The 19,101-nt window shown below is 56.0% G+C and carries 17 protein-coding genes; 11 read left to right on the forward strand and 6 right to left on the reverse strand.

Annotated features, from left to right (window positions below):
* The first annotated feature begins 98 nt into the window (after positions 1-98).
* Positions 99-1,529: a dynamin family protein gene (locus tag ACYQ3M_RS08150; RefSeq protein WP_460035573.1), complete on the forward strand. Its 1,431-nt coding sequence runs from the start codon at positions 99-101 to the stop codon at positions 1,527-1,529.
* Here the strand turns inward: ACYQ3M_RS08150 and ACYQ3M_RS08155 are convergent.
* The 4 genes from ACYQ3M_RS08155 to trxB are packed head-to-tail and all read right to left on the reverse strand — an operon-like array spanning position 1,526 to position 5,144.
* Positions 1,526-2,791 carry a 6-phosphofructokinase gene (locus tag ACYQ3M_RS08155; protein ID WP_460035574.1) on the reverse strand — a complete coding sequence of 422 codons (1,266 nt, stop codon included), beginning with the start codon at positions 2,789-2,791 and terminating at the stop codon, positions 1,526-1,528. The two genes, ACYQ3M_RS08150 and ACYQ3M_RS08155, sit on opposite strands and share 4 nt — an antisense overlap.
* Before the next feature lie 23 nt (positions 2,792-2,814).
* The gene (locus tag ACYQ3M_RS08160; protein WP_460035575.1) at positions 2,815-3,528 is read right to left on the reverse strand and encodes an arginyltransferase; all 714 of its coding nucleotides are present in this window, start codon (positions 3,526-3,528) and stop codon (positions 2,815-2,817) included.
* Positions 3,480-4,175 (reverse strand): leucyl/phenylalanyl-tRNA--protein transferase, encoded by a 696-nt coding sequence (aat, locus tag ACYQ3M_RS08165; RefSeq protein WP_460035576.1) that lies wholly within the window; start codon positions 4,173-4,175, stop codon positions 3,480-3,482. Before aat ends, ACYQ3M_RS08160 begins: the two co-directional genes overlap by 49 nt.
* A 9-nt stretch (positions 4,176-4,184) precedes the next feature.
* Positions 4,185-5,144: a thioredoxin-disulfide reductase gene (trxB, locus tag ACYQ3M_RS08170; RefSeq protein WP_460035577.1), complete on the reverse strand. Its 960-nt coding sequence runs from the start codon at positions 5,142-5,144 to the stop codon at positions 4,185-4,187.
* Positions 5,145-5,271: 127 nt separating this feature from the next.
* On the opposite strand from trxB, the gene ACYQ3M_RS08175 reads away from it, so the two are divergent.
* From ACYQ3M_RS08175 to ACYQ3M_RS08205, 7 genes are read left to right on the forward strand one after another with little or no spacing between them, the layout of a single operon-like run.
* A complete protein-coding gene (locus tag ACYQ3M_RS08175) occupies positions 5,272-7,575 on the forward strand; it encodes a DNA translocase FtsK (RefSeq protein WP_460035578.1) in 2,304 nt (767 codons plus the stop codon).
* A complete protein-coding gene (gene lolA / locus ACYQ3M_RS08180) occupies positions 7,576-8,196 on the forward strand; it encodes an outer membrane lipoprotein periplasmic chaperone LolA (protein WP_460035579.1) in 621 nt (206 codons plus the stop codon).
* Positions 8,196-9,521, forward strand: coding sequence for a replication-associated recombination protein A (locus ACYQ3M_RS08185; RefSeq protein WP_460035580.1), 1,326 nt, complete (start codon positions 8,196-8,198; stop codon positions 9,519-9,521). Before lolA ends, ACYQ3M_RS08185 begins: the two co-directional genes overlap by 1 nt.
* Positions 9,522-9,546: 25 nt before the next feature.
* Positions 9,547-10,041: a CvpA family protein gene (locus ACYQ3M_RS08190; protein WP_460035581.1), complete on the forward strand. Its 495-nt coding sequence runs from the start codon at positions 9,547-9,549 to the stop codon at positions 10,039-10,041.
* 7 nt (positions 10,042-10,048) lie between these two features.
* The gene (gene purF, locus ACYQ3M_RS08195) at positions 10,049-11,566 is read left to right on the forward strand and encodes an amidophosphoribosyltransferase (RefSeq protein ID WP_460035582.1); all 1,518 of its coding nucleotides are present in this window, start codon (positions 10,049-10,051) and stop codon (positions 11,564-11,566) included.
* A gap of 11 nt (positions 11,567-11,577) precedes the next feature.
* Positions 11,578-12,750, forward strand: a complete 1,173-nt coding sequence (locus ACYQ3M_RS08200) for an O-succinylhomoserine sulfhydrylase (protein ID WP_460035583.1) — start codon at positions 11,578-11,580, stop codon at positions 12,748-12,750.
* Positions 12,747-14,090 (forward strand): UDP-glucose dehydrogenase family protein, encoded by a 1,344-nt coding sequence (locus ACYQ3M_RS08205; protein ID WP_460035584.1) that lies wholly within the window; start codon positions 12,747-12,749, stop codon positions 14,088-14,090. The genes ACYQ3M_RS08200 and ACYQ3M_RS08205 overlap by 4 nt, the downstream gene beginning before the upstream one ends.
* On the opposite strand, the gene ACYQ3M_RS08210 is transcribed toward ACYQ3M_RS08205, so the two are convergent.
* Positions 14,048-14,974 carry a histone deacetylase family protein gene (locus ACYQ3M_RS08210; protein ID WP_460035585.1) on the reverse strand — a complete coding sequence of 309 codons (927 nt, stop codon included), beginning with the start codon at positions 14,972-14,974 and terminating at the stop codon, positions 14,048-14,050. The two genes, ACYQ3M_RS08205 and ACYQ3M_RS08210, sit on opposite strands and share 43 nt — an antisense overlap.
* 40 nt (positions 14,975-15,014) lie before the next feature.
* Here ACYQ3M_RS08210 and ACYQ3M_RS08215 point away from each other — a divergent pair, with 40 nt between their 5' ends.
* Together ACYQ3M_RS08215 and ychF are read left to right on the forward strand one after the other, a co-directional pair.
* Positions 15,015-16,433: a mannose-1-phosphate guanylyltransferase/mannose-6-phosphate isomerase gene (locus tag ACYQ3M_RS08215; protein ID WP_460035586.1), complete on the forward strand. Its 1,419-nt coding sequence runs from the start codon at positions 15,015-15,017 to the stop codon at positions 16,431-16,433.
* A gap of 13 nt (positions 16,434-16,446) precedes the next feature.
* Complete coding sequence (gene ychF / locus ACYQ3M_RS08220; RefSeq protein WP_460035587.1) at positions 16,447-17,538, forward strand: redox-regulated ATPase YchF; 1,092 nt, start codon at positions 16,447-16,449, stop codon at positions 17,536-17,538.
* A 50-nt stretch (positions 17,539-17,588) separates the two neighbouring features.
* On the opposite strand, the gene ACYQ3M_RS08225 is transcribed toward ychF, so the two are convergent.
* Positions 17,589-17,750 carry a hypothetical protein gene (locus tag ACYQ3M_RS08225; protein ID WP_460035588.1) on the reverse strand — a complete coding sequence of 54 codons (162 nt, stop codon included), beginning with the start codon at positions 17,748-17,750 and terminating at the stop codon, positions 17,589-17,591.
* Positions 17,751-17,879: 129 nt separating this feature from the next.
* On the opposite strand from ACYQ3M_RS08225, the gene thiO reads away from it, so the two are divergent.
* Entirely contained in the window at positions 17,880-18,959 is a 1,080-nt protein-coding gene (gene thiO, locus ACYQ3M_RS08230) for a glycine oxidase ThiO (protein WP_460035589.1), read from the forward strand.
* The last annotated feature ends 142 nt before the right edge of the window (positions 18,960-19,101 follow it).

Consider the following 19,101-nt stretch of genomic DNA (forward strand, 5'->3'; position numbering starts at 1 on the left):
TATCTTTGATCTAAAACCCCCGAAACCAAAGGAATTTTGCCATCCACACCATTTTTACCCTAAAATCATCAGCAAACTCCAGAAACTCACCACCCCTCATGCAAGCAAGCGAAATCTACGTACAGAATCTAGAGAAGCATCTTTCGGAGGAAAATCCACTTTTAGTGGATGTCGCGAGGAATTTCCAGACCATCGACAAGGTCGCCGGAGAGTTAGGCCTAATCCGGCCAGAGCAATCGACGGCGCGCCAGATTCCCTGGTGGCCGCTGATTTCTGTGCTAGGATTGTTTTCAGCGGGAAAATCGAGTTTCATCAACCATTTTCTTAAAACTAAGATCCAGCGCACTGGAGTCCAAGCCGTAGACGATAAATTCACGGTGCTATGCTACAGCCCGGATCCGGAAGTTAAGACCTTACCCGGTCTGGCCTTGGACGTAGATCCTCGGTTTCCTTTTTATCAGATTAGCCACGATATCGAAGAAGCCATGGAAGGGGAGGGCAAACGCATCAACGCGTACCTGCAGCTTAAGACCTGCAACAGCGAAAACCTAAAAGGGAAAATCTTGATCGATTCCCCAGGGTTCGATGCCGATGCTCAGCGCAGTGCGACCTTGCGCATCACCAAGCACATCATCGACATCTCCGACCTAGTATTGATCTTTTTCGACGCCAGGCGCCCAGAACCGGGGGCAATGCGGGATACCCTGGAGTATTTGGTCAAGACTACCGTCGATCGCTACGATTCGGAAAAGTTTATTTACATTCTCAACCAGATCGATGTGACCGCCAGAGAGGATGGATTGGCGGAGGTGGTCGCGGCTTGGAAGAGCGCGTTGGCTGAAAAAGGATTGAATATCACTCAGTTCTATACCATCTTTTCGCCCGAGGTCGAGCTCAATTGCGACAACGAATACGTCAAAGAACGTTTAGAGGCGCGTCGCGACCGGGATTTGGCTGAGATTCACCGACGGATGCAAGAGGTCGAGGTAAAGCGCGCTTACCGGATTTTGAACGCGCTCGACGCGACCACCAAGGAACTCAAAGACCAGGCGATTCCAGAACTTTTGAAGGCCCTTTTCGGCTGGCGCAGTTGGACGCTTCGGCTCGATGCGCTGGTGCTCGCTGCGATCATCGGCGGAGTCGTGTTTGCCGGCCTTATGACGGGGTTTTGGTTTTCGCCCTTGGCCGATGCAGTCGCCATCGCAGCCGCTCTAGCGATCGTAGCTGTGTTCCATCTGCTTTTTTCCGCGCTGTTCAAAGCAATTTACCGGCGCCGTCTGGCAAGACGCCAAAAGCAGCTAAAGCTCAACTTTAATTTAGTTCGGGCGTTTGATAAGTGCGCCAACTGGTACCTGTTAGCTACCGGTAAAATCAAGGGTTGGAACGAAGCCGTGCGCGCGCGCTTGGAAGAGATCGTCAACCACGCCGATATCCTAATTCAGCGCCTTAACGATCAAATGACTAATCCGTCTGGAAAAGCTAAGCCATCCGCCAAGGAAACAGAAAAAGCGGCCGAGGCCGTTTCTTAACGACGGCATTGCCACGGCTTGAGTTTTTTCTCTACTTCGGCATTGCGAAGTTTTGCGTAATAGGGAAGCCCCTCCTCGTAAGGGGGATAATCTTCCCCTTGGATTAGGGGGGAAAGGTAGCGCCGGCACGTTTCGGTGATCCCAAAGCCGTCGGCGCGGATAAACTCAAGGGGCATTTTCTTCTCGCAATTGACGATCCGTTCCAGCGGCGCGCTGCCGATTTCCCAAGCGTAAGGCTCATCAGCCCGCCTGATGATGGTCAGCATGATCGCGTTTTTTCCTTGGAGCGCCATTTCCACCGCCGCTTGGCCCACCGCGTACGCGTGTTCGACGTCGATGCGCGAAGCGATATGGCGGGCGGAGCGCTGCAGATAATCGGCCACCGCCCAGTGACAGCGAAAACCCAGCTCACGGTAAATCATGCGCGCCACCACCGGCGCCACCCCGCCCAGCTGGGTATGGCCGAAGGCGTCGGTGTAGCCGGCGTCGGCTAAGAAGCGGCCGTCTTGGGTTTTGACTCCTTCCGCGACCACCACCGAGCAGTAGCCGTGGCTCTCCACAGTTTGCCTGATCTTGGTCAGAAACTTGGCCTGTTCGAACGGCACTTCGGGGAACAGGATGAGTATAGGCAACGGCTGCTTTAAAGTTGAGGCCAAAGCGGCGGAGGCGGCGATCCAACCGGCGTGCCTGCCCATGACCTCGAACACAAATACTTTGGTAGAAGTCGCGCTCATAGAGGCAACGTCTAAAGTTGCCTCCAAGGTGGACAGGGCGACGTATTTGGCCGCTGAACCAAATCCAGGGCTGCTGTCGGTGATCGGCAAATCGTTATCTACCGTTTTGGGAATGTGGATCGCTTGGATCGGGAAGCCGAGCGCCTGCGAAAGCTGCGCGACTTTGTGGCAGGTATCGGCCGAATCGCCCCCACCGTTGTAAAAGAAATAGGCGATCTCATGGGCGCGGAAAACCTCGATCAGGCGCTCGTATTCGGCGCGGTTCTCCTCAAGCCCTTTGAGCTTGTAGCGGCAGGAGCCGAACGCAGCGCCAGGCGTGTGTCTTAAGGCCGCGATGGCCTCGTCGGTTTCGTGCGAGGTGTCGATGAGTTCCTCGGTCAGAGCGCCGAGAATGCCGTTTTTGCCCGCGTAAACCTTGCCGATCTTGTCGGGATGCCTCCGTGCAGTCTCGATCACCCCGCAGGCAGACGCATTGATGACCGCGGTGACTCCTCCCGACTGAGCGTAAAAAGCGTTTTTAGCTGCCATATAAATTCTCGCGAGTTTAGTGGTTAAATCGGCGCCGGCTGCCACGATCCCAAATACCACTGTTGGGGCTTAAACTTGATTTTATAAGCCATCTTGCGACAGGCCGCGATCCAATAGCCAAGGTATAACCAACGCCGTCCCTGCTTCTTTGCCGCTTCGATTTGCCACAACACCGCATACGTTCCAAGACCGCGCTTGGCAAGCTCCGGCTCGTAAAAAGTATAAACCGCCGACAGGCTGTCCACGAGCCAATCTACGACAGCGACCATGACCAATTTCCCCTCAAGGCGAAACTCATAAAACTCGGTTCGGCACCAGCAGCAAGTCAAAAAATCCAAGTATTCCTCCGGGGTGGGTGCGTCTTGACCGTGGCGCGCTTTGAGATACTTAAGATAAAGCCGGTAGTGTTCGGGATGAAAACCGGGCGCTCGGGCGATGACTTCTAAGTCTCGATTGCGCTTTAGACAGCGCCTTTGGCTACGGTCGGGGAGGAACTGGGTTACTTCGACGCGCACCGGTATGCAGGCCAGACAAGCAGGGCACTCAGGCCGGTAGACCACGCCGCCGCTGCGGCGAAAGCCTTGCGCTACGAGGCGCGTGTAAGCGGCCGTGGAAAGCCGAGCATCCGCCGGCAAAAACGCCATCTGTGCGGTTTCGGCAGGCAAATAAGCGCATCGATAAGGGGCGCTTAGCGCAAGTTGCAGCGCCAAGCGGTCTTGGCGCATGGTTTGGAACATAATTCGTCGAGCAAGCGGATAAAATCGCGTCTTGGGATTTCTTCCGCCCCCAAGCGGAGCAAATGCTCGGTGCGCACCTGGCAGTCGATCAGTCCATACTGCCAACGAGTTAGGTGCTCGACCAAAGCCACGAAAGCCACCTTGGAGGCATCGGTGCGGCGGTAGAACATGGACTCTCCAAAAAACACACAGCCTATTGCTACCCCATACAAGCCGCCGACCAACTCGGAGCGATCCCAGGCTTCCACCGAATGCGCATAGCCCAGCGCGTGCAGGCGGCAGTAAGCCGCTTTCATTTCGGGAGTGATCCAAGTGCCTTGATCGCGCTTGCGCGGCGCGGCACAGGCGTCAATCACGCGGGCGAATGCCTGATCAAAAGTCACCTGAAATGCCCCTTTCTTGACGACCTTGCGCAAGCTCCTGGCTATTTTCAGCTTTTCCGGAAACAGCACCAATCTTGGATCCGGCGACCACCATAGAATCGGTTCCCCACGGTTGTACCAAGGAAAGATACCGCGCCGATACGCGGCGAGCAAGCGCGCAGGAGAAAGATCCCCGCCTACCGCCAGTAGGCCGTTGGGCTCCCTCAAAGCCGCTTCGACCGGAGGAAACGCATACGGGTCATTGGGATCGAGCAGAGCAAGCATGCCTTACAGTTATTCGATTCCCTCCAAAAACCGCTCTGCGTCCAGCGCCGCCATGCAGCCGGTCCCGGCAGAGGTCACTGCCTGCCGGTAGACGGGATCGGCCACATCGCCCGCCGCAAACACGCCCGGCACGCTGGTGGCGGTGGCGTTGCCCCGGTTGTCGCCGTTGCCCTTGACCTTGATGTAGCCGCGATCGAGCTCGAGTTGCCCTGCAAAAATGCCGGTATTGGGGGTATGGCCGATGGCGATGAATACTCCGGAAACCGGGATTTCTTTGGCGGCGCCGCTGTGAACGTGTTTGATTCGGACCGCGTTTACGCCCCGATCGTCGCCGAGGATTTCGTCCACCACGTGGTTCCATTCGATGCGTACCTTGCCTTTATCGACCTGTTTCATCAATCGGTCGACTAAGATTTTCTCCGCCCGCAGCTTGTCGCGGCGGTGGATTAAAGTTACATGGGAACAAATGTTCGCCAGATAAATCGCTTCTTCCACTGCGGTATTGCCACCGCCGACGACGGCCACCGGCAGGTCCTTAAAGAAAAAACCATCGCAAGTGGCGCACGCCGATACTCCGCGGCCCTTGTATTTTTCTTCTGAGGGTAGGCCGAGATATTTAGCCGAGGAACCGGTGGCGATGATCAAGGCATCGCAGGTATAAGTGCCGGCGTCGCCTTGCAAGGTGAAAGGACGTTTGGAGAGGTCGGCGGTATGAATGTGATCGAAAACGATTTCGGCGCCGAAACGCTCCACTTGGCGGCGCATCCGTTCCATCAGCTCAGGTCCTTGGATCCCGTTGGGTTCGCCAGGCCAGTTTTCGACCTCGGTGGTGGTCATCAGCTGCCCGCCCTGCTCCACGCCGGTGATTAAAACGGGCTTGAGATTGGCGCGGGCAGCGTAAATCGCGGCCGTATACCCGGCCGGTCCGGAGCCAAGGATCAACAAGCGGCAATGCTTAGCTTCAGTCATAGTCTCAGTTTCCTACTATTTTGTTGTTCTATAGTACGCGTCTTTTTGCAGGTAGGTAAAGACGGCTTGCTTAGAGCGCCAGTTTCATCAACAATTACTCGGCTTGATCTAAGCCGTTCTAACACCGTTGGCCCAGACCAAAAAAGCAGTTTCCGACGCTACGGCAAAAAAAACCACCCACGGCCTGCGTGAAGTTGGGCTTTTGGGTCATTTGGCGCTTAGCCTCTACCTAGGATTGTCGCTATTGACTTTTGATGCCCAAGATCCCGGTTGGCGCTACACGGGAATCGATCGTTCCCCCGCCAACCTAGGCGGCAGGGTAGGCGCTTGGATAGCCGATTTGGCGTTGTCGTGGTTGGGGGCAATGGCGTGGCTTTTCCCCCTCGTGCTTGCATGGCACGGTTTGCAAGCGTATCGCCTTTCGAGTGGTGATCTGAATTGGATAGAGCTGGGTCGGCGCGGCTTAGGCTATATCGTAGTGACCGTCGCGGGGGCCGGCTTTTTTTACCTCCACCTCTTCTGGCTGCCGTTGGGGTTGCCGGAGACCAACGGCGGGATTTTAGGCGCCCTAATCGGCGAGTGGTTGCTGAACCTGCTAGGCACAGCGGGGGCCACTTTGAGTTTGCTTTTGGGCCTTCTTGCGGGCGTCACTTTAAGCACGGGGCTGTCTTGGTTGCAACTTTCTAAAGCGATTGGTCAATACGCCTTGCTTGGCTGGATTTTTGCTTTGTCCAAGGCAAAGATCCTTTCTGCTCGGCTTATCAAAACCTTGCCTGCAAAAAAAGAAGCGCCCCAAACGCAGAAGCTAGAAATTAAAAATCCCCGTAAGGCTAGAATAGAGCCGCCAAGGCCAGAAGTGATCGCTTTTTCTCCAGCCCCGCAGTCGTCCCAAAGCGAGCGGACGGCTAGAGAAAAAGAGCAAAACCCGAAAAACGGTCAAAACGATTCGCTTGTGCCTCCTTTAGATCTCCTCGATCGGGGCGAGGCGGTCGAAATTGGGTATGCCGAAGAAGACTTTGAGATTCTCTCGCGTCAGGTGGAAGAGGCACTGGCGGATTTTGGAGTGCAGGCCGAGGTCAAGGAAGTACACCCTGGCCCGGTGATCACTCGAATCGAGGTCAAGCCGGCGCCCGGCATCAAGGGCAGCAGGATTTCGAGTCTGAGCACCGATCTGGCGCGCTCGCTGTCGGTTCCAAGCGTGCGCGTGGTGGAAGTGATCCCAGGCAAGTCCTACGTGGGCCTGGAGATTCCCAATCGCCGTCGAGAAACCGTCTATTTGCGTGAGATTCTAGAGAGTCGCGAATACCAAAAGTCCACCTCTCCGGTGACGCTCGTGTTGGGCAAGGATATTTCGGGCCGCCCCGTGGTTGCCGATCTTGCCAAAATGCCTCATCTTTTGGTAGCCGGGACCACTGGATCGGGCAAGTCGGTGGCGATCAACGCTATGATCTTGAGCCTGTTGTATAAGTCCCGCCCCGAAGAGGTCAGGATGATCCTGATTGACCCTAAGATGCTGGAGCTTTCGGTCTATGAAGGCATCCCCCACCTTCTGGCGCCTGTGGTCACCGACATGAAGGAGGCGGCTTCGGCTCTGCGTTGGTGTGTGGCGGAAATGGAGCGCCGTTATCGCCTCATGTCCACCCTCAAGGTGCGCAATCTGGCCGCTTACAACCGCAAGGTGCAAGAAGCGATCGCGCAAGGGGAACCGCTCAAAGACCCGCTGTTTCGCGCAGATAGGTTAGGCGAGGGTGAGACCTGGCCGGTCTTGCAGCCGTTGCCGGTGATCGTGGTGGTGATCGATGAGTTGGCCGACATGATGATGGTCGTCGGCAAAAAAGTAGAGGAATTGATCGCCCGCTTAGCGCAAAAAGCGCGCGCTGCCGGAATTCATTTGATCTTGGCGACTCAGCGCCCGTCGGTGGACGTGTTGACCGGTTTGATCAAGGCCAATATCCCGACCAGGATCGCGTTTCAGGTGTCTTCCAAAGTGGACTCGCGCACCATTTTGGATCAGAGCGGGGCGGAAGCCTTGCTCGGCTGCGGCGACATGCTTTATCTGCCGCCTGGCACTGGGTTTCCGCTGCGTGCCCACGGCGCGTTCGTGGGAGATCACGAGGTTCTTAAGGTGGTAGAGTACTTAAAACAAATTGGAAGCCCTCAGTATCTTGAGGACATCACCTGCTTTCAGGACGAGGGTGAATCCTTAAGAGAAGCCAGGGAGTTGGACGGCGAGTTGGATCCCCTGTACGATGAGGCAGTGCGTTTTGTCATTGAGACCCGTCGTGTCTCGATTTCGAGCATTCAACGTAAGTTCAAGATCGGCTACAACCGCGCGGCGCGCATCGTTGAGGATATGGAACGCGCGGGCGTGGTAAGCAGCGCCGAAGGGAACGGGGCGCGTTCGGTGTTGGTTCCACCGCTGGAGGAGTAAATGCGTTTTAGAATTTTAATCGTTTGGCTCTTGGCTCTTGGGTGGCCTTTAAGCGCTTTAGCGGCCACGGCTGCTCAGGAATTGGATCGGTTTTTGGCTAAAGTGCAGACCTTGTCGGCGGCTTTTGTACAGCAGATAGTCGATGAAAAAGGCCAGGTCAGCCAGCAAAATCAAGGTCATTTTTATCTGAAACGGCCGGGAAGGTTTCGTTGGATTTATGAAGCGCCTTACCGCCAAGAAATTGTCGCCGACGGAAATAAGGTCTGGTTTTATGACCCGGACTTGGCCCAAGTGACGGTCAAGACCATAGACGCCGCGTTAGGTTCAGCCCCTGCTTTGCTGCTCAGCGGCGAATTGAATCTAAACCAGCGCTTTGTGGTTGCCGGACAGGGTGGGGAAGAACAGCAAAGCTGGGTTGAGCTTAGGCCAAAAAGCGAGGAAGACGTATTTCGCAGCATCACAGTCGAGTTGAGCGGGGGGGTGTTGAGCGCAATGGAGCTTAAAGACAACTTTGGTCAGTTGACCCGGGTTCGCTTCGAGCAGGTCGAATTGAATCGCCCGCTTCAAGACAGTTTGTTCCGTTTCGAACCGCCTCCAGGGGTGGATGTGTTTGAGGGCTGATGAGCTTGGATTTTCGTCCGCTGGCCGACCGCATGCGGCCTGGCCGGCTTGAGGAATTTGTCGGTCAGCGCCACTTGTTGGCCAAAGATCGCCCCTTGTACAGGGCGATTTGTACCGGTCGGTTGCACTCTATGATCTTGTGGGGTCCCCCGGGCACTGGCAAAACCACTTTGGCGCGAATCATTGCAGCTTCTTGTAACTCAGAATTTATATCGTTATCTGGAATTTCCCTAACAATCCAAGAAGCAAAAACCCAACTAGAAAAAGTAAAACAAAACCAACATCAAAACCAACATCAAAATCAACACACTATCCTATTTATAGACGAAATCCACCGCCTCAACCGGGCACAACAAGATATTTTCCTACCTCATATCGAATCTGGCCTCATTCATCTTATCGGCGCAACCACGGAAAACCCTTCTTTTGCGCTCAACAGCGCCTTGCTGTCTCGCGTCCGCGTTTATCTCCTTAAAGCCTTACAACCAGAAGACCTGCAACGACTCATCGATCGCGCATTAAAATCCCCCCAAGGATTTGGAAAAATCCACGTGGAATTACCTGCAAAAATCCGCGACTGGTTTATCGCTGCTGCCGACGGCGACGCACGGCGGTTGCTAAACTTATTGGAAATCGCGATAGAAATCGCTAGAGATGAGCAAGATCGAGCGGTGATCACCGAATCTTTAGCCAAAGACGTACTCGCTGGGGGTAGTGCGCGCCGCTTCGACAAGCAAGGAGATATTTTCTACGATCAGATCTCCGCCCTTCACAAAGCCATCCGCGGCAGCCACCCAGATGCTTCCTTATACTGGCTGTGCCGGATGCTCGATGGCGGCTGCGATCCTCTTTATATCGCCCGACGCCTGGTGCGGATCGCTTCAGAAGACATCGGCAACGCCGACCCGCGCGCTCTTCAACTGGCGCTCAACGCTTGGGACGCACAGCAACGCTTGGGAAGTCCCGAAGGCGAGTTGGCCTTGGCACAGGCTGCCGTTTATCTTGCGTGTGCTCCCAAGAGCAACGCCGTCTATCGTGCATTCCAAGCGGCTTCCCGCGACGCTGCCGCCTATGGAAGCCTTGAGGTGCCACTGCGCTTACGCAACGCTCCAACCCAACTCATGCGAGAAATCGGCGCAGGCAAAGGCTACCGCTACGCCCATGACGAACCGGAAGGATACGCTGCCGGAGAGAGTTATTTCCCAGACGAAATGAAGCCTAGGCAATATTATCATCCAACGGACCGAGGACTGGAGGCGAAAATCGCCGCCAAACTGGCCCATTTAAAAATGCTGGACGAGACCATGGACAGCAGGCAATCCTAGCTGTTTTGCGACCTTGCCTAAAGCAATGACTTGGGTCGATTACGCGATTCTCATCACAGTCGGTGTTTCCGCCCTCCGAGGTTGGGCGCGCGGCTTGATCCGTGAAGTGTTTTCTCTCGTCGGCTGGATCGCCGCGTTATGGATTGGGTTTTACGGCTCGCCGGTATTGGCGGTCGAACTGAAAAGCTGGATCGCTTATCCTGGAGTTCCAACGGTCGTGGCATTTGTTATCTTGTTCCTTAGCACGCTCTTTCTTAGTAAAACGCTTGGTCTTTTACTCAGCGCTTGGATTAATCGGTCCTTGCTTGGCAGCGTAAACCGTTTAGGCGGTTTACTGCTCGGTTGGGCGCGCGGTTTGGTGTTGATTTTAGGTTTTGTATGGGCGGCAGACAGCTTAAAATTGTCGCAGCAAACTTGGTGGCAGCAGTCGCGATTTTTACCCTCCCTCGAGCTTTGGGTCGAAACTCTGCAAACCCTGTATTTAAAAGATCGCTCACGTCATTTTTTAACTCAAACGTGAACAGCTTATGTGCGGCATCGTTGGCATAGTCTCTCACTCCCCGGTGAATCAAGAATTGTATGAGGCTCTGACCGTCCTCCAGCACCGCGGCCAGGACGCCGCTGGAATCGCTACTTACGAAGGGGGAAGATTTTATTTGCGCAAGGGGCGCGGGTTGGTGCGCGACGTCTTCGAAACCAAAGACATGCTGAACCTGCCAGGGACCATGGGAATCGGCCACGTGCGTTATCCAACCTCAGGTTGTTGCGCCAGCCCTGCCGAAGCTCAACCCTTTTATGTTAATTCTCCTTACGGGATTACCTTAGGACACAACGGCAATCTCACCAACGCCGAGCAACTCAAGCAAGAGCTGTTTCTACAGGATCAGCGGCATATCAACACCGATTCTGATTCCGAAGTGCTGCTCAACGTCTTTGCCCACGAACTCCAGCGCCTGGGCAAACTGCGCCTGGATGTCAACGATGTATTTGACGCCGTGACCGAAGTCCACCGCCGTTGCCGCGGCGCTTACGCGGTCGTGGCGATGATTACCGGCTTTGGGATTCTGGGCTTTCGGGATCCTTTCGGAATTCGGCCGGCAGTGATCGGGTACCGGGAATCGCCTAAGGGGCCAGAGTACATGATCGCTTCCGAAAGCGTTGCCCTAGACGTGCTTGGGTTTGATCTAGTACGCGATATCGAGCCGGGAGAAGCCGTGTTCATAGAGAGAAACGGCCGCTTCCATAGCCGCCGCTGCGCTGACCAGAGAGAGCCTGCGCCGTGCATATTCGAATTTGTTTATTTCGCCCGCCCCGACTCGATCATCGACCAAATCTCGGTGCACAAAGCCAGGCTCCGCATGGGCGAGAAGCTGGCGGAAAAGATCTTAAGACTAAAGCCAGATCACGACGTCGATGTGGTTATCCCCATTCCAGACACCAGCCGGACGGCCGCAATGGAGCTGGCGAACCGGTTAAAAGTGAAGTATCGCGAAGGTTTTATCAAAAACCGCTATATCGGCCGCACCTTCATCATGCCTGGGCAGACGCTGCGTCAACGATCGGTCCGACGCAAGCTGAATCCAATCGACCTGGAGTTCAAAGGCAAGAACGTACTCTTGGTCGACGATTCCATCGTGCGCGGCACGACTTCTCGTCAGATCATCCAAATGGCTAGAGAAGCAGGCGCCAAAAAGGTTTATTTTGCCTCAGCTTCGCCGCCGGTGCGCTATCCTTATGTTTATGGCATCGACATGCCGGCTGCCGATGAGTTGATCGCCCACGGCCGCTCAGAGGCGGAGGTTGAGGCTCTGCTCGGGGCAGACTGGCTCATCTATCAGGATCTTGAAGACCTGGTGGAAGCGGTAGGACGCGGCAACCCCAAGCTCAAACGCTTTGAAACCAGCTGCTTTAGCGGGCAGTACGTAACCGGCGATATCACACCCGAGTACCTTGAACGGCTTCGGCTCTGCCGCTCCGAAGCCGGTCAAAAAAAGCTTGAAAGGGCGACGTGCGCGTCGCCCCTAACCGATCTCATTTCGATTTAGAAGAGCCGCCGATGGACTGGAACCAATTTGGCCTGCAAACCCGCAGCGTCCGCGCTGGACAGCATCGGACCCCCGAACAGGAACACTCCGATCCTATCTTTGCCACTTCAAGCTACGTTTTCGACAGCGCCCGTCAAGCGCAAGCTCGCTTTGCTGGAGAAGAGGTGGGCAATATTTATTCGCGTTTCACCAATCCCACCGTGCGCGCCTTCGAAGAGCGCCTGGCGGCTTTAGAAGGCGGGGAGCGGTGTATTGCGACCGCTTCCGGGATGGCGGCGATTTTGACCTTATGCATGGGCTTGCTTAAAGCCGGCGACCACGTGGTGTGTTCGCGTTCAGTGTTCGGCAACACGGTCTTGCTGTTCAAAAATTACCTGGGCAAGTTTGGCGTCAAGACTTCGTTTGTGACCTTGACCGACTTGAACGCCTGGGAGTCTGCCATTTGCGAAAATACTCGTTTCCTCTTCCTAGAAACCCCGTCCAACCCCTTGACCGAAATCGCCGACATCGCCGCCTTGGCCGAGTTAGCTCATTCATCAGGTTGCCTGCTAGTGGTGGACAACGTCTTCTGCACCCCGATCTTGCAGAGGCCGCTGGCCTTAGGCGCCGATCTGGTCGTGCATTCGGCGACTAAATACCTGGATGGTCAAGGCCGCTGCGTCGGGGGGGCGATCGTGGGTCGAGCCGAGTTGCTCGACCAGGCGATTTATCCCTTTCTTAGGACGGGAGGAGCGGCTTTGAGTCCGTTCAACGCCTGGGTGTTCCTAAAAGGGCTAGAGACCTTGAGCTTGAGGATGCGCGCCCACTGCGACAACGCCCTGCAGCTTGCCCGCTGGCTGGAAAGCCAGCCCAAGGTCGAGCGGGTGTACTACCCGGGTCTACCCTCCCATCCCCAATACGAGCTGGTAAAACGCCAACAAGACGGGGCAGGGGGGATAGTGAGTTTTGTAGTCCGAGGAGGGCGGGAAGCGGCGTGGAAACTGATCGACAGCACGCGCTTGATTTCCATCACCGCCAACCTCGGCGATGTAAAGACCACGATCACCCACCCAGCGACTACCACGCATAGCCGCTTATCGGAAGAAGAGCGCAAACAGGCAGGAATCGACGAAGGCTTGGTGCGGATTTCGGTAGGCCTAGAAGCGGTTGAAGACATCATTGCGGATCTCGAGCGCGGCTTATGAAAGTGACGATTTACGGCTCGGGGTATGTAGGATTGGTGACCGGCGCGTGTTTGGCGGAAGTCGGAAACGACGTCCTGTGCGCGGATGTGGACGAGCACAAGATAGAGCGCCTAAACCACGGTGAAGTCCCGATCTACGAGCCCGGTCTAGACCAGTTGATCACCCGCAACCGCAAAGCGGGGCGGCTTGCGTTCACGACCGACCCTGACCTTGCCGTCTCCCATGGATTGTTCCAATTTATCGCCGTCGGCACGCCTCCAGGCGAAGACGGCAGCGCCGATCTTAAGCAGGTAATTGCGGTCGCGCGGACCATCGCCGAGCGGATGGAGGAGTACCGCATCGTAGTCAACAAGTCCACCGTCCCCGTCGGGACAGGGGATCGGGTTCGGGCCGAGATCCGGACGGTGCTCGCAAGGCGGGGAAGGGCGGAGCTGGAATTCGATGTGGTCGCCAACCCCGAATTTCTTAAAGAGGGCGCAGCGATCGACGATTTTATGCGGCCGGATCGGATCGTCGTTGGCACCGACAACCCCCGTACCACCGAGCTATTCAGGGCCTTGTATGCCCCGTTCAACCGCAACCACGAACGCCTGATCGCGATGGACCTCCGTTCGGCGGAATTGACCAAATACGCTGCCAACGCCATGCTGGCCACCAAGATCAGCTTGATGAACGAACTGGCCAATCTTGCCGAAGCGCTAGGGGCAGACATCGAGAAAGTGCGGATCGGAATCGGCGCCGACCCGAGGATAGGCTATCACTTCATCTATCCCGGTTGCGGCTATGGCGGCTCGTGTTTCCCTAAAGACATCAAGGCCTTGATCGCCACCGCGCAGAGCTCAAATGTCCCCGCGGAACTGCTGCGCGCGGTAGACAGCGTCAATGAACGCCAAAAGCGGCGCCTGTTCGAAAAAATCCAAGGCTATTACGCAGGGGATCTGAGAGGCAGGACTTTCGCTCTCTGGGGGCTGGCATTTAAGCCCAACACCGACGACATGCGCGAAGCCCCCAGCCGGACTTTAATGGAATCCTTGTGGGCCGCCGGCGCTAAGGTTTGCGCCTACGACCCGGTCGCTCGAGCCGTGGCGCTGCAAATCTATGGCCAACGGGAAGACCTCGTATTGGCCGATAGCCCGATGGCGGCTCTTAAGAACGCCGACGGTTTGGCGCTCCTTACCGAGTGGAACGAGTTCCGCAGTCCTGACTTTGGTGCAATGAAACAGCTTATGCGGCGCGCGGTGATTTTCGACGGCCGCAATCTTTACGATCCCAACCTCGTGCGCCGGTACGGATTCGACTATTTCGCCATCGGGAGGCCAGAAATCAGGGCCTGTACATGAGCAGCCGCACTTTCTGCCAAAGCGCCCAAGTGATAGCCTCCCTCCAGGCTGGAGACCAAGGGCACACCAAACACCAAAAGCTGAGCGCTGATCCAGGCAAAGTCGGCTTCCTCCAGGCACAGGGAAGCCAAAGGATCTTTGACGTGGGCGTCGAACCCGGCCGAGATCAAAATAAGCTCAGGCCGAAAGGCCAAAAGGGCAGGGAGAATATGCGCTTGGACCTGAGCGCGAAAATGCGCGCCGGTGGCGCCAGGCGGCAGAGGCACGTTGATCAAATTTCCGCACCCGGTTTCTTCAGCGCGGCCGGTGCCAGGGTAGAGGGGGAATTGATGGGTAGAAGCGTACAGCACTTTAGGCTCGCTGGCGAAAATGGCTTGAGTGCCGTTGCCGTGATGGGCGTCAAAATCGACAATCGCCACTCTTTTCAATCCGAACCGATCTATAGCATGGCGGGCGGCGATGGCGACGTTGTTGAACAGACAAAACCCCATCGCGCGGCCTATTTCCGCATGATGCCCCGGAGGGCGAACAGCGCAAAAGGCATTCTCCGCCTCTCCCCCAAGCACGTCTTCTATCGCAGCGCACACCGCCCCAGCAGCGCGCAGAGCGGCTTCCCACGAGCCTGGAGAAACGACGGTATCCGGATCCAGAAAAGCGTAACCTGTCTTGGGGATAGCCGCATAAATCTGCTCGATGTGGCTTGCCGTGTGTACTGCGGCCAATTGCTCTAGTCTGGCGCAAGGAGCAATGCGCCACTCGATGTTTTCAAAGCCGGGACGAGCTAGCGCTTCCAAAACGACCTCAAGCCGTGCCCGCGATTCGGGATGTCCCGGGCCGGTGTCGTGGTCAAAGCAAGCCGGATGGGTATAAACGCGCGTGGTCATGATAAAGATAAATCATCAGAAGACAATGAGCATACCATTTATGGCCGTCCTTTTGTCCGGGGGGTCAGGAACCAGGCTTTGGCCGCTGTCGCGAGAAACCTACCCAAAGCAATTTTTGGCTTTAACGGGCAAGCACAGCCTGCTCCAGGAGACGGCGCTGCGTCTCCAAGCGCTCTCGGCAAAAAGTCCTCCCATTTCTGTTTGCCCGCCTTTGGTGGTTTGCAACGAATCCCACCGCTTTTTGGTAGCCGAACAGTTTAGAACCTTAAAGCTAAAGGTTGATATCGTTTTGGAGCCGGTCGGGCGCAACACGGCCCCCGCTTTGACCGCTGCGGCCTTGCTTGCGACCCAAGAGGGGAACGATCCGGTGCTGGCGGCCGCGCCTTCGGACCATGTAATCAAAAATGCCGACGCTTTCTGCAACGCCTTAAGCGAAGCTGTCAGTCTGGCGCAGGATGAGTACATGGTCACTTTTGGGATCGTACCCACCCGGGCGGAAACCGGTTTTGGATACCTGCGCGCCGGTCAGCCGCTTTGCGGCCAGGCTAAGGTCTTGGAAGCGTTCGTAGAAAAACCCAAGCTCGAGCTTGCCAAACAATATCTGGCTTCAGGCAACTACTTGTGGAACAGCGGGATCTTCGTCTTGCGCGCCCGCCGTTGGCTGGATGCCATCGGCCGGTTTCGCCCAGATATCCTGGCCGCGGTTCGGGAGGCGGTGCACTCAGGCAGGCAGGACGGAGAGTTCTTTCGTCTGCATCCCGAAGCTTTCGCGCGCTGCCCGGCCGATTCCATCGACTATGCGGTGATGGAAAAAATCGCCGGAACCTCCAAGAAAATTGCGGTTTTGCCGCTGGACGCCGGCTGGTCGGACCTTGGCTCCTGGCCGGCGTTGTGGGAGGTCACCGAGACCGACAACGAAGGCAACGTTGCCTACGGAGACGTGTATCTAAAGCGCGTCAAAGACTGCCTTATCCGTTCCGAGGCTCGGTTCGTAGCCGCATTGGGAGTAGAGGGGTTGGTGGTGGTTGAAACCCAGGATGCCATTTTGGTTGCCGCCAAGGAATGCGCCCAGGAAGTCAGGGAAGTGGCTGAATACCTAAAACGCTTGGGGCGTCCGCAATATTTAGAGCACATTAAAACACACCGCCCCTGGGGGACGATCGAGACGATCGGCGAAGGCGAACGCTACCAGGTCAAGCGCTTGACCTTGCGTCCAGGCGCCTGCGTAACCACCCAGTTGCACCACCACCGAGCCGAACATTGGATCGTAGTCAAGGGAACCGCCCGCGTTACCCGAGGAGAAGAAACTTTTTTGCTCAGCGAAAATCAATCCGTGTATATTCCTATCGGGGTCAAACACCGTCTAGAAAATCCAGGCCAAATTCCCTTGGAGCTGATCGAAGTTCGATCCGGCGCGTATCTGGGCGAAGACGACGTTTTACGGTTTCCTGATTGTTAACTTTTGTTAAGACATGGCCTTGCACTGTGGTATCGTAGGTTTGCCTAACGTAGGCAAATCCACCTTGTTCAACGCGCTGACGCGCGCGCAAATCCCTGCAGAGAACTATCCTTTCTGCACCATTGATCCTAATGTGGGCATTGTTCCGGTGCCAGATCTGCGGCTAGAGCGCCTCGCCGAAATCGTCCGACCTCAGCGCATCGTCCCCGCTACCGTAGAGTTCGTAGACATCGCCGGGTTGGTCGCCGGGGCTTCGAAAGGCGAGGGCTTGGGCAATCGCTTCTTAGGACATATCCGGGAGACCGACGCCATCGTCCACGTGGTGCGCTGCTTTGACGATCCAGACGTCACCCACGTGGCCGGCTCAGTCGATCCGATCCGAGACATTGAAACCATCCAAACCGAATTGATTTTGGCCGACCTAGAGTCGGCGGAACGGGCCCTTAATCGGGTGATGCGGGCCGCCAAGTCGGGGGAAAAAGAAGCGCTGCTCGAAAAGGCGCTGCTCGAAAAAGTCATCGCCCATTTGGATTCAGGACGGCCGGTGCGCTGCTTGGCGTTGGATCCAAAAGAGCAGGCCAGGCTCAAAGCGCTTCAGCTTTTGACCGCAAAGCCCACTCTCTACGTCGCCAACGTTCAGGAAGGTGGTCTCGAAGGCAACCCATGGCTCGATCGGGTGCTTGAGTATGCGGCGGCCGAAGGGGCCGAAGCGGTGCCGATATGCGCCGCCCTGGAGGCGGAAATCGCGCAACTGGAGGACGAAGACCGGTCGGTTTTTCTCGAAGAGCTCGGGATGGCGGAATCCGGGCTTGAGCGGATGGCGCGCGCGGCCTATCGTCTCCTGGGGCTAGAGACGTTCTTTACCGCAGGCAGCAAAGAAGTGCGCGCCTGGACGGTGCCCATAGGCACTCTTGCTCCGGCCGCGGCAGGGGTCATTCATTCGGATTTTGAGAAAGGGTTTATCCGCGCCGAAGTGATCGCCTACGCCGATTTTATTCGTTACGGCGGCGAGCAGGGCGCCAAAGAGGCGGGAAAATGGCGTCTGGAGGGCAAGGATTACGTCATTCAAGACGGGGATGTGGTGCACTTTCGCTTCAACGTCTAAAAGAAAAGCCCTGGCGCGCAGGGCTTTTCAAATCGCTCAAAGATAAGTGGTTATTTTTTAGATGCCTCTTCCTTCCTGACTTCTTCCCAAGCTTGATAAGGCACCGAAGAAGTTTCGGTCTTTTTGAATAGGATCACGCCGACCACGACGGCAGCGATCAGAAGGCCGATGATCAGCCAAAAATTGTCTTTTTCTTGAGTCTCGTCTGCCATTTCTCCTACCTCTCAGGTTAGTTTGTTATATTGCATCCTAAAGAACCGTACGAAACGGATCCATGCTCGTCGATTGTCTCGACGGAAACGATTTGTATCAAATTTTTAAACCATTGTCTATAACCAAAAATGAAGTGCCTGATCCTCGGCGGTGGAATCATGGGCCTTCTGTGCGCCCGCGAACTGAGCGCAAGCGGCTGGCAAGTAAAAATCGTGGACCGGAGCGCGATAGGCCAGGAGGCTTCTTGGGCGGGCGGGGGCATTCTCTCGCCGCTGTATCCCTGGCGGCAGCCAGAACCCATTCAGCAACTCACCTTGGGCAGTGGGAGAGATTACGCTGAACTCGTTAAAGAGTTGCAATCGACCGGCATCAACCCTGAGCTCCAGCAATGCGGCATGCTGTGGCTGGATTTGGAAGACTTAAGCGCCGCTTGTGCCTGGTGTAGGCGCCATGGGATTGTCTTTGAGATTCTAGACCGCAGGGAAATCGAAAAACGCTTCCCTGGGGTCCGATCGACTAAAGAGGCGTTTTGGGTTCCTGGAATCTCTCAAATCCGCAACCCCAGACTCTTAAAGGCCTTAAAGCGCGACTGCCAACTGCGTGGGGTAGCGTTTGAGGAGAAGACTCCCGTGGTCGGCTGGCGCCGGCGCGGCACGGAAATTATCTCAGCAATCACGCCTAAAGGAGAAATTCGAGCCGACGTATTCATCGTCACCGCCGGGGCCTGGTCTGCAAGGTGGTCTAAAGATTTGCTTTGGCAACCCAGGATCCGGCCGGTCAAAGGCCAAATGTTGCTCCTTCAAGCGGAACCTGGAATACTGACTACTATGGTGCAGTACGGCGAGCATTATCTCATTCCGCGTCTGGACGGGCGAATATTGATCGGCAGCACAGTCGAAGAGGCCGGTTTCGACAAACGCCCGACCAGGGAGGCCTACCAAGGCTTGTATCGCTTTGCCATCGACACCTTGCCGAGTTTGCGCCACTTTCCGGTCGAATTACATTGGGCTGGGCTTCGGCCGGCAGCGCCTTTAGGGATTCCCTACATCGGCCGCCACCCGCGATTTGACAACCTGTACTACAACTGCGGCCATTTCCGCAACGGCGTAACCATGGGACCTACCGCGACTAAGTTGCTTTCGGCCTGGCTTCTTAAGCAGGAGCCGGATTTCGACCCTAATCCTTATCTTCCTGAAAACCGGCTTTAACTTCGCATAATGTTTATTATGTTAAATTTTAAGTATGGGATCGCCCGGATTGGCGATTTGGCTCTGGATGAACTGGGTCACCTGGCTTGGGGTCTTGACGGTGGTCGGGTCGGAGGTCACTTGGGCCAAAAAGGCGCGCGCC

This window comes from Methylothermus subterraneus, assembly GCF_054656915.1.

Coding starts and splice junctions, on each gene's coding strand:
- ACYQ3M_RS08150 (WP_460035573.1), top strand. CDS start 99: ATGCAAGCAAGCGAAATCTACGTACAGAATCTAGAGAAGCATCTTTCG.
- ACYQ3M_RS08155 (WP_460035574.1), bottom strand. CDS start 2,791: ATGGCAGCTAAAAACGCTTTTTACGCTCAGTCGGGAGGAGTCACCGCG.
- ACYQ3M_RS08160 (WP_460035575.1), bottom strand. CDS start 3,528: ATGTTCCAAACCATGCGCCAAGACCGCTTGGCGCTGCAACTTGCGCTA.
- aat (WP_460035576.1), bottom strand. CDS start 4,175: ATGCTTGCTCTGCTCGATCCCAATGACCCGTATGCGTTTCCTCCGGTC.
- trxB (WP_460035577.1), bottom strand. CDS start 5,144: ATGACTGAAGCTAAGCATTGCCGCTTGTTGATCCTTGGCTCCGGACCG.
- lolA (WP_460035579.1), top strand. CDS start 7,576: ATGCGTTTTAGAATTTTAATCGTTTGGCTCTTGGCTCTTGGGTGGCCT.
- ACYQ3M_RS08185 (WP_460035580.1), top strand. CDS start 8,196: ATGAGCTTGGATTTTCGTCCGCTGGCCGACCGCATGCGGCCTGGCCGG.
- ACYQ3M_RS08190 (WP_460035581.1), top strand. CDS start 9,547: ATGACTTGGGTCGATTACGCGATTCTCATCACAGTCGGTGTTTCCGCC.
- purF (WP_460035582.1), top strand. CDS start 10,049: ATGTGCGGCATCGTTGGCATAGTCTCTCACTCCCCGGTGAATCAAGAA.
- ACYQ3M_RS08200 (WP_460035583.1), top strand. CDS start 11,578: ATGGACTGGAACCAATTTGGCCTGCAAACCCGCAGCGTCCGCGCTGGA.
- ACYQ3M_RS08205 (WP_460035584.1), top strand. CDS start 12,747: ATGAAAGTGACGATTTACGGCTCGGGGTATGTAGGATTGGTGACCGGC.
- ACYQ3M_RS08210 (WP_460035585.1), bottom strand. CDS start 14,974: ATGACCACGCGCGTTTATACCCATCCGGCTTGCTTTGACCACGACACC.
- ACYQ3M_RS08215 (WP_460035586.1), top strand. CDS start 15,015: ATGGCCGTCCTTTTGTCCGGGGGGTCAGGAACCAGGCTTTGGCCGCTG.
- ychF (WP_460035587.1), top strand. CDS start 16,447: ATGGCCTTGCACTGTGGTATCGTAGGTTTGCCTAACGTAGGCAAATCC.
- ACYQ3M_RS08225 (WP_460035588.1), bottom strand. CDS start 17,750: ATGGCAGACGAGACTCAAGAAAAAGACAATTTTTGGCTGATCATCGGC.
- thiO (WP_460035589.1), top strand. CDS start 17,880: ATGAAGTGCCTGATCCTCGGCGGTGGAATCATGGGCCTTCTGTGCGCC.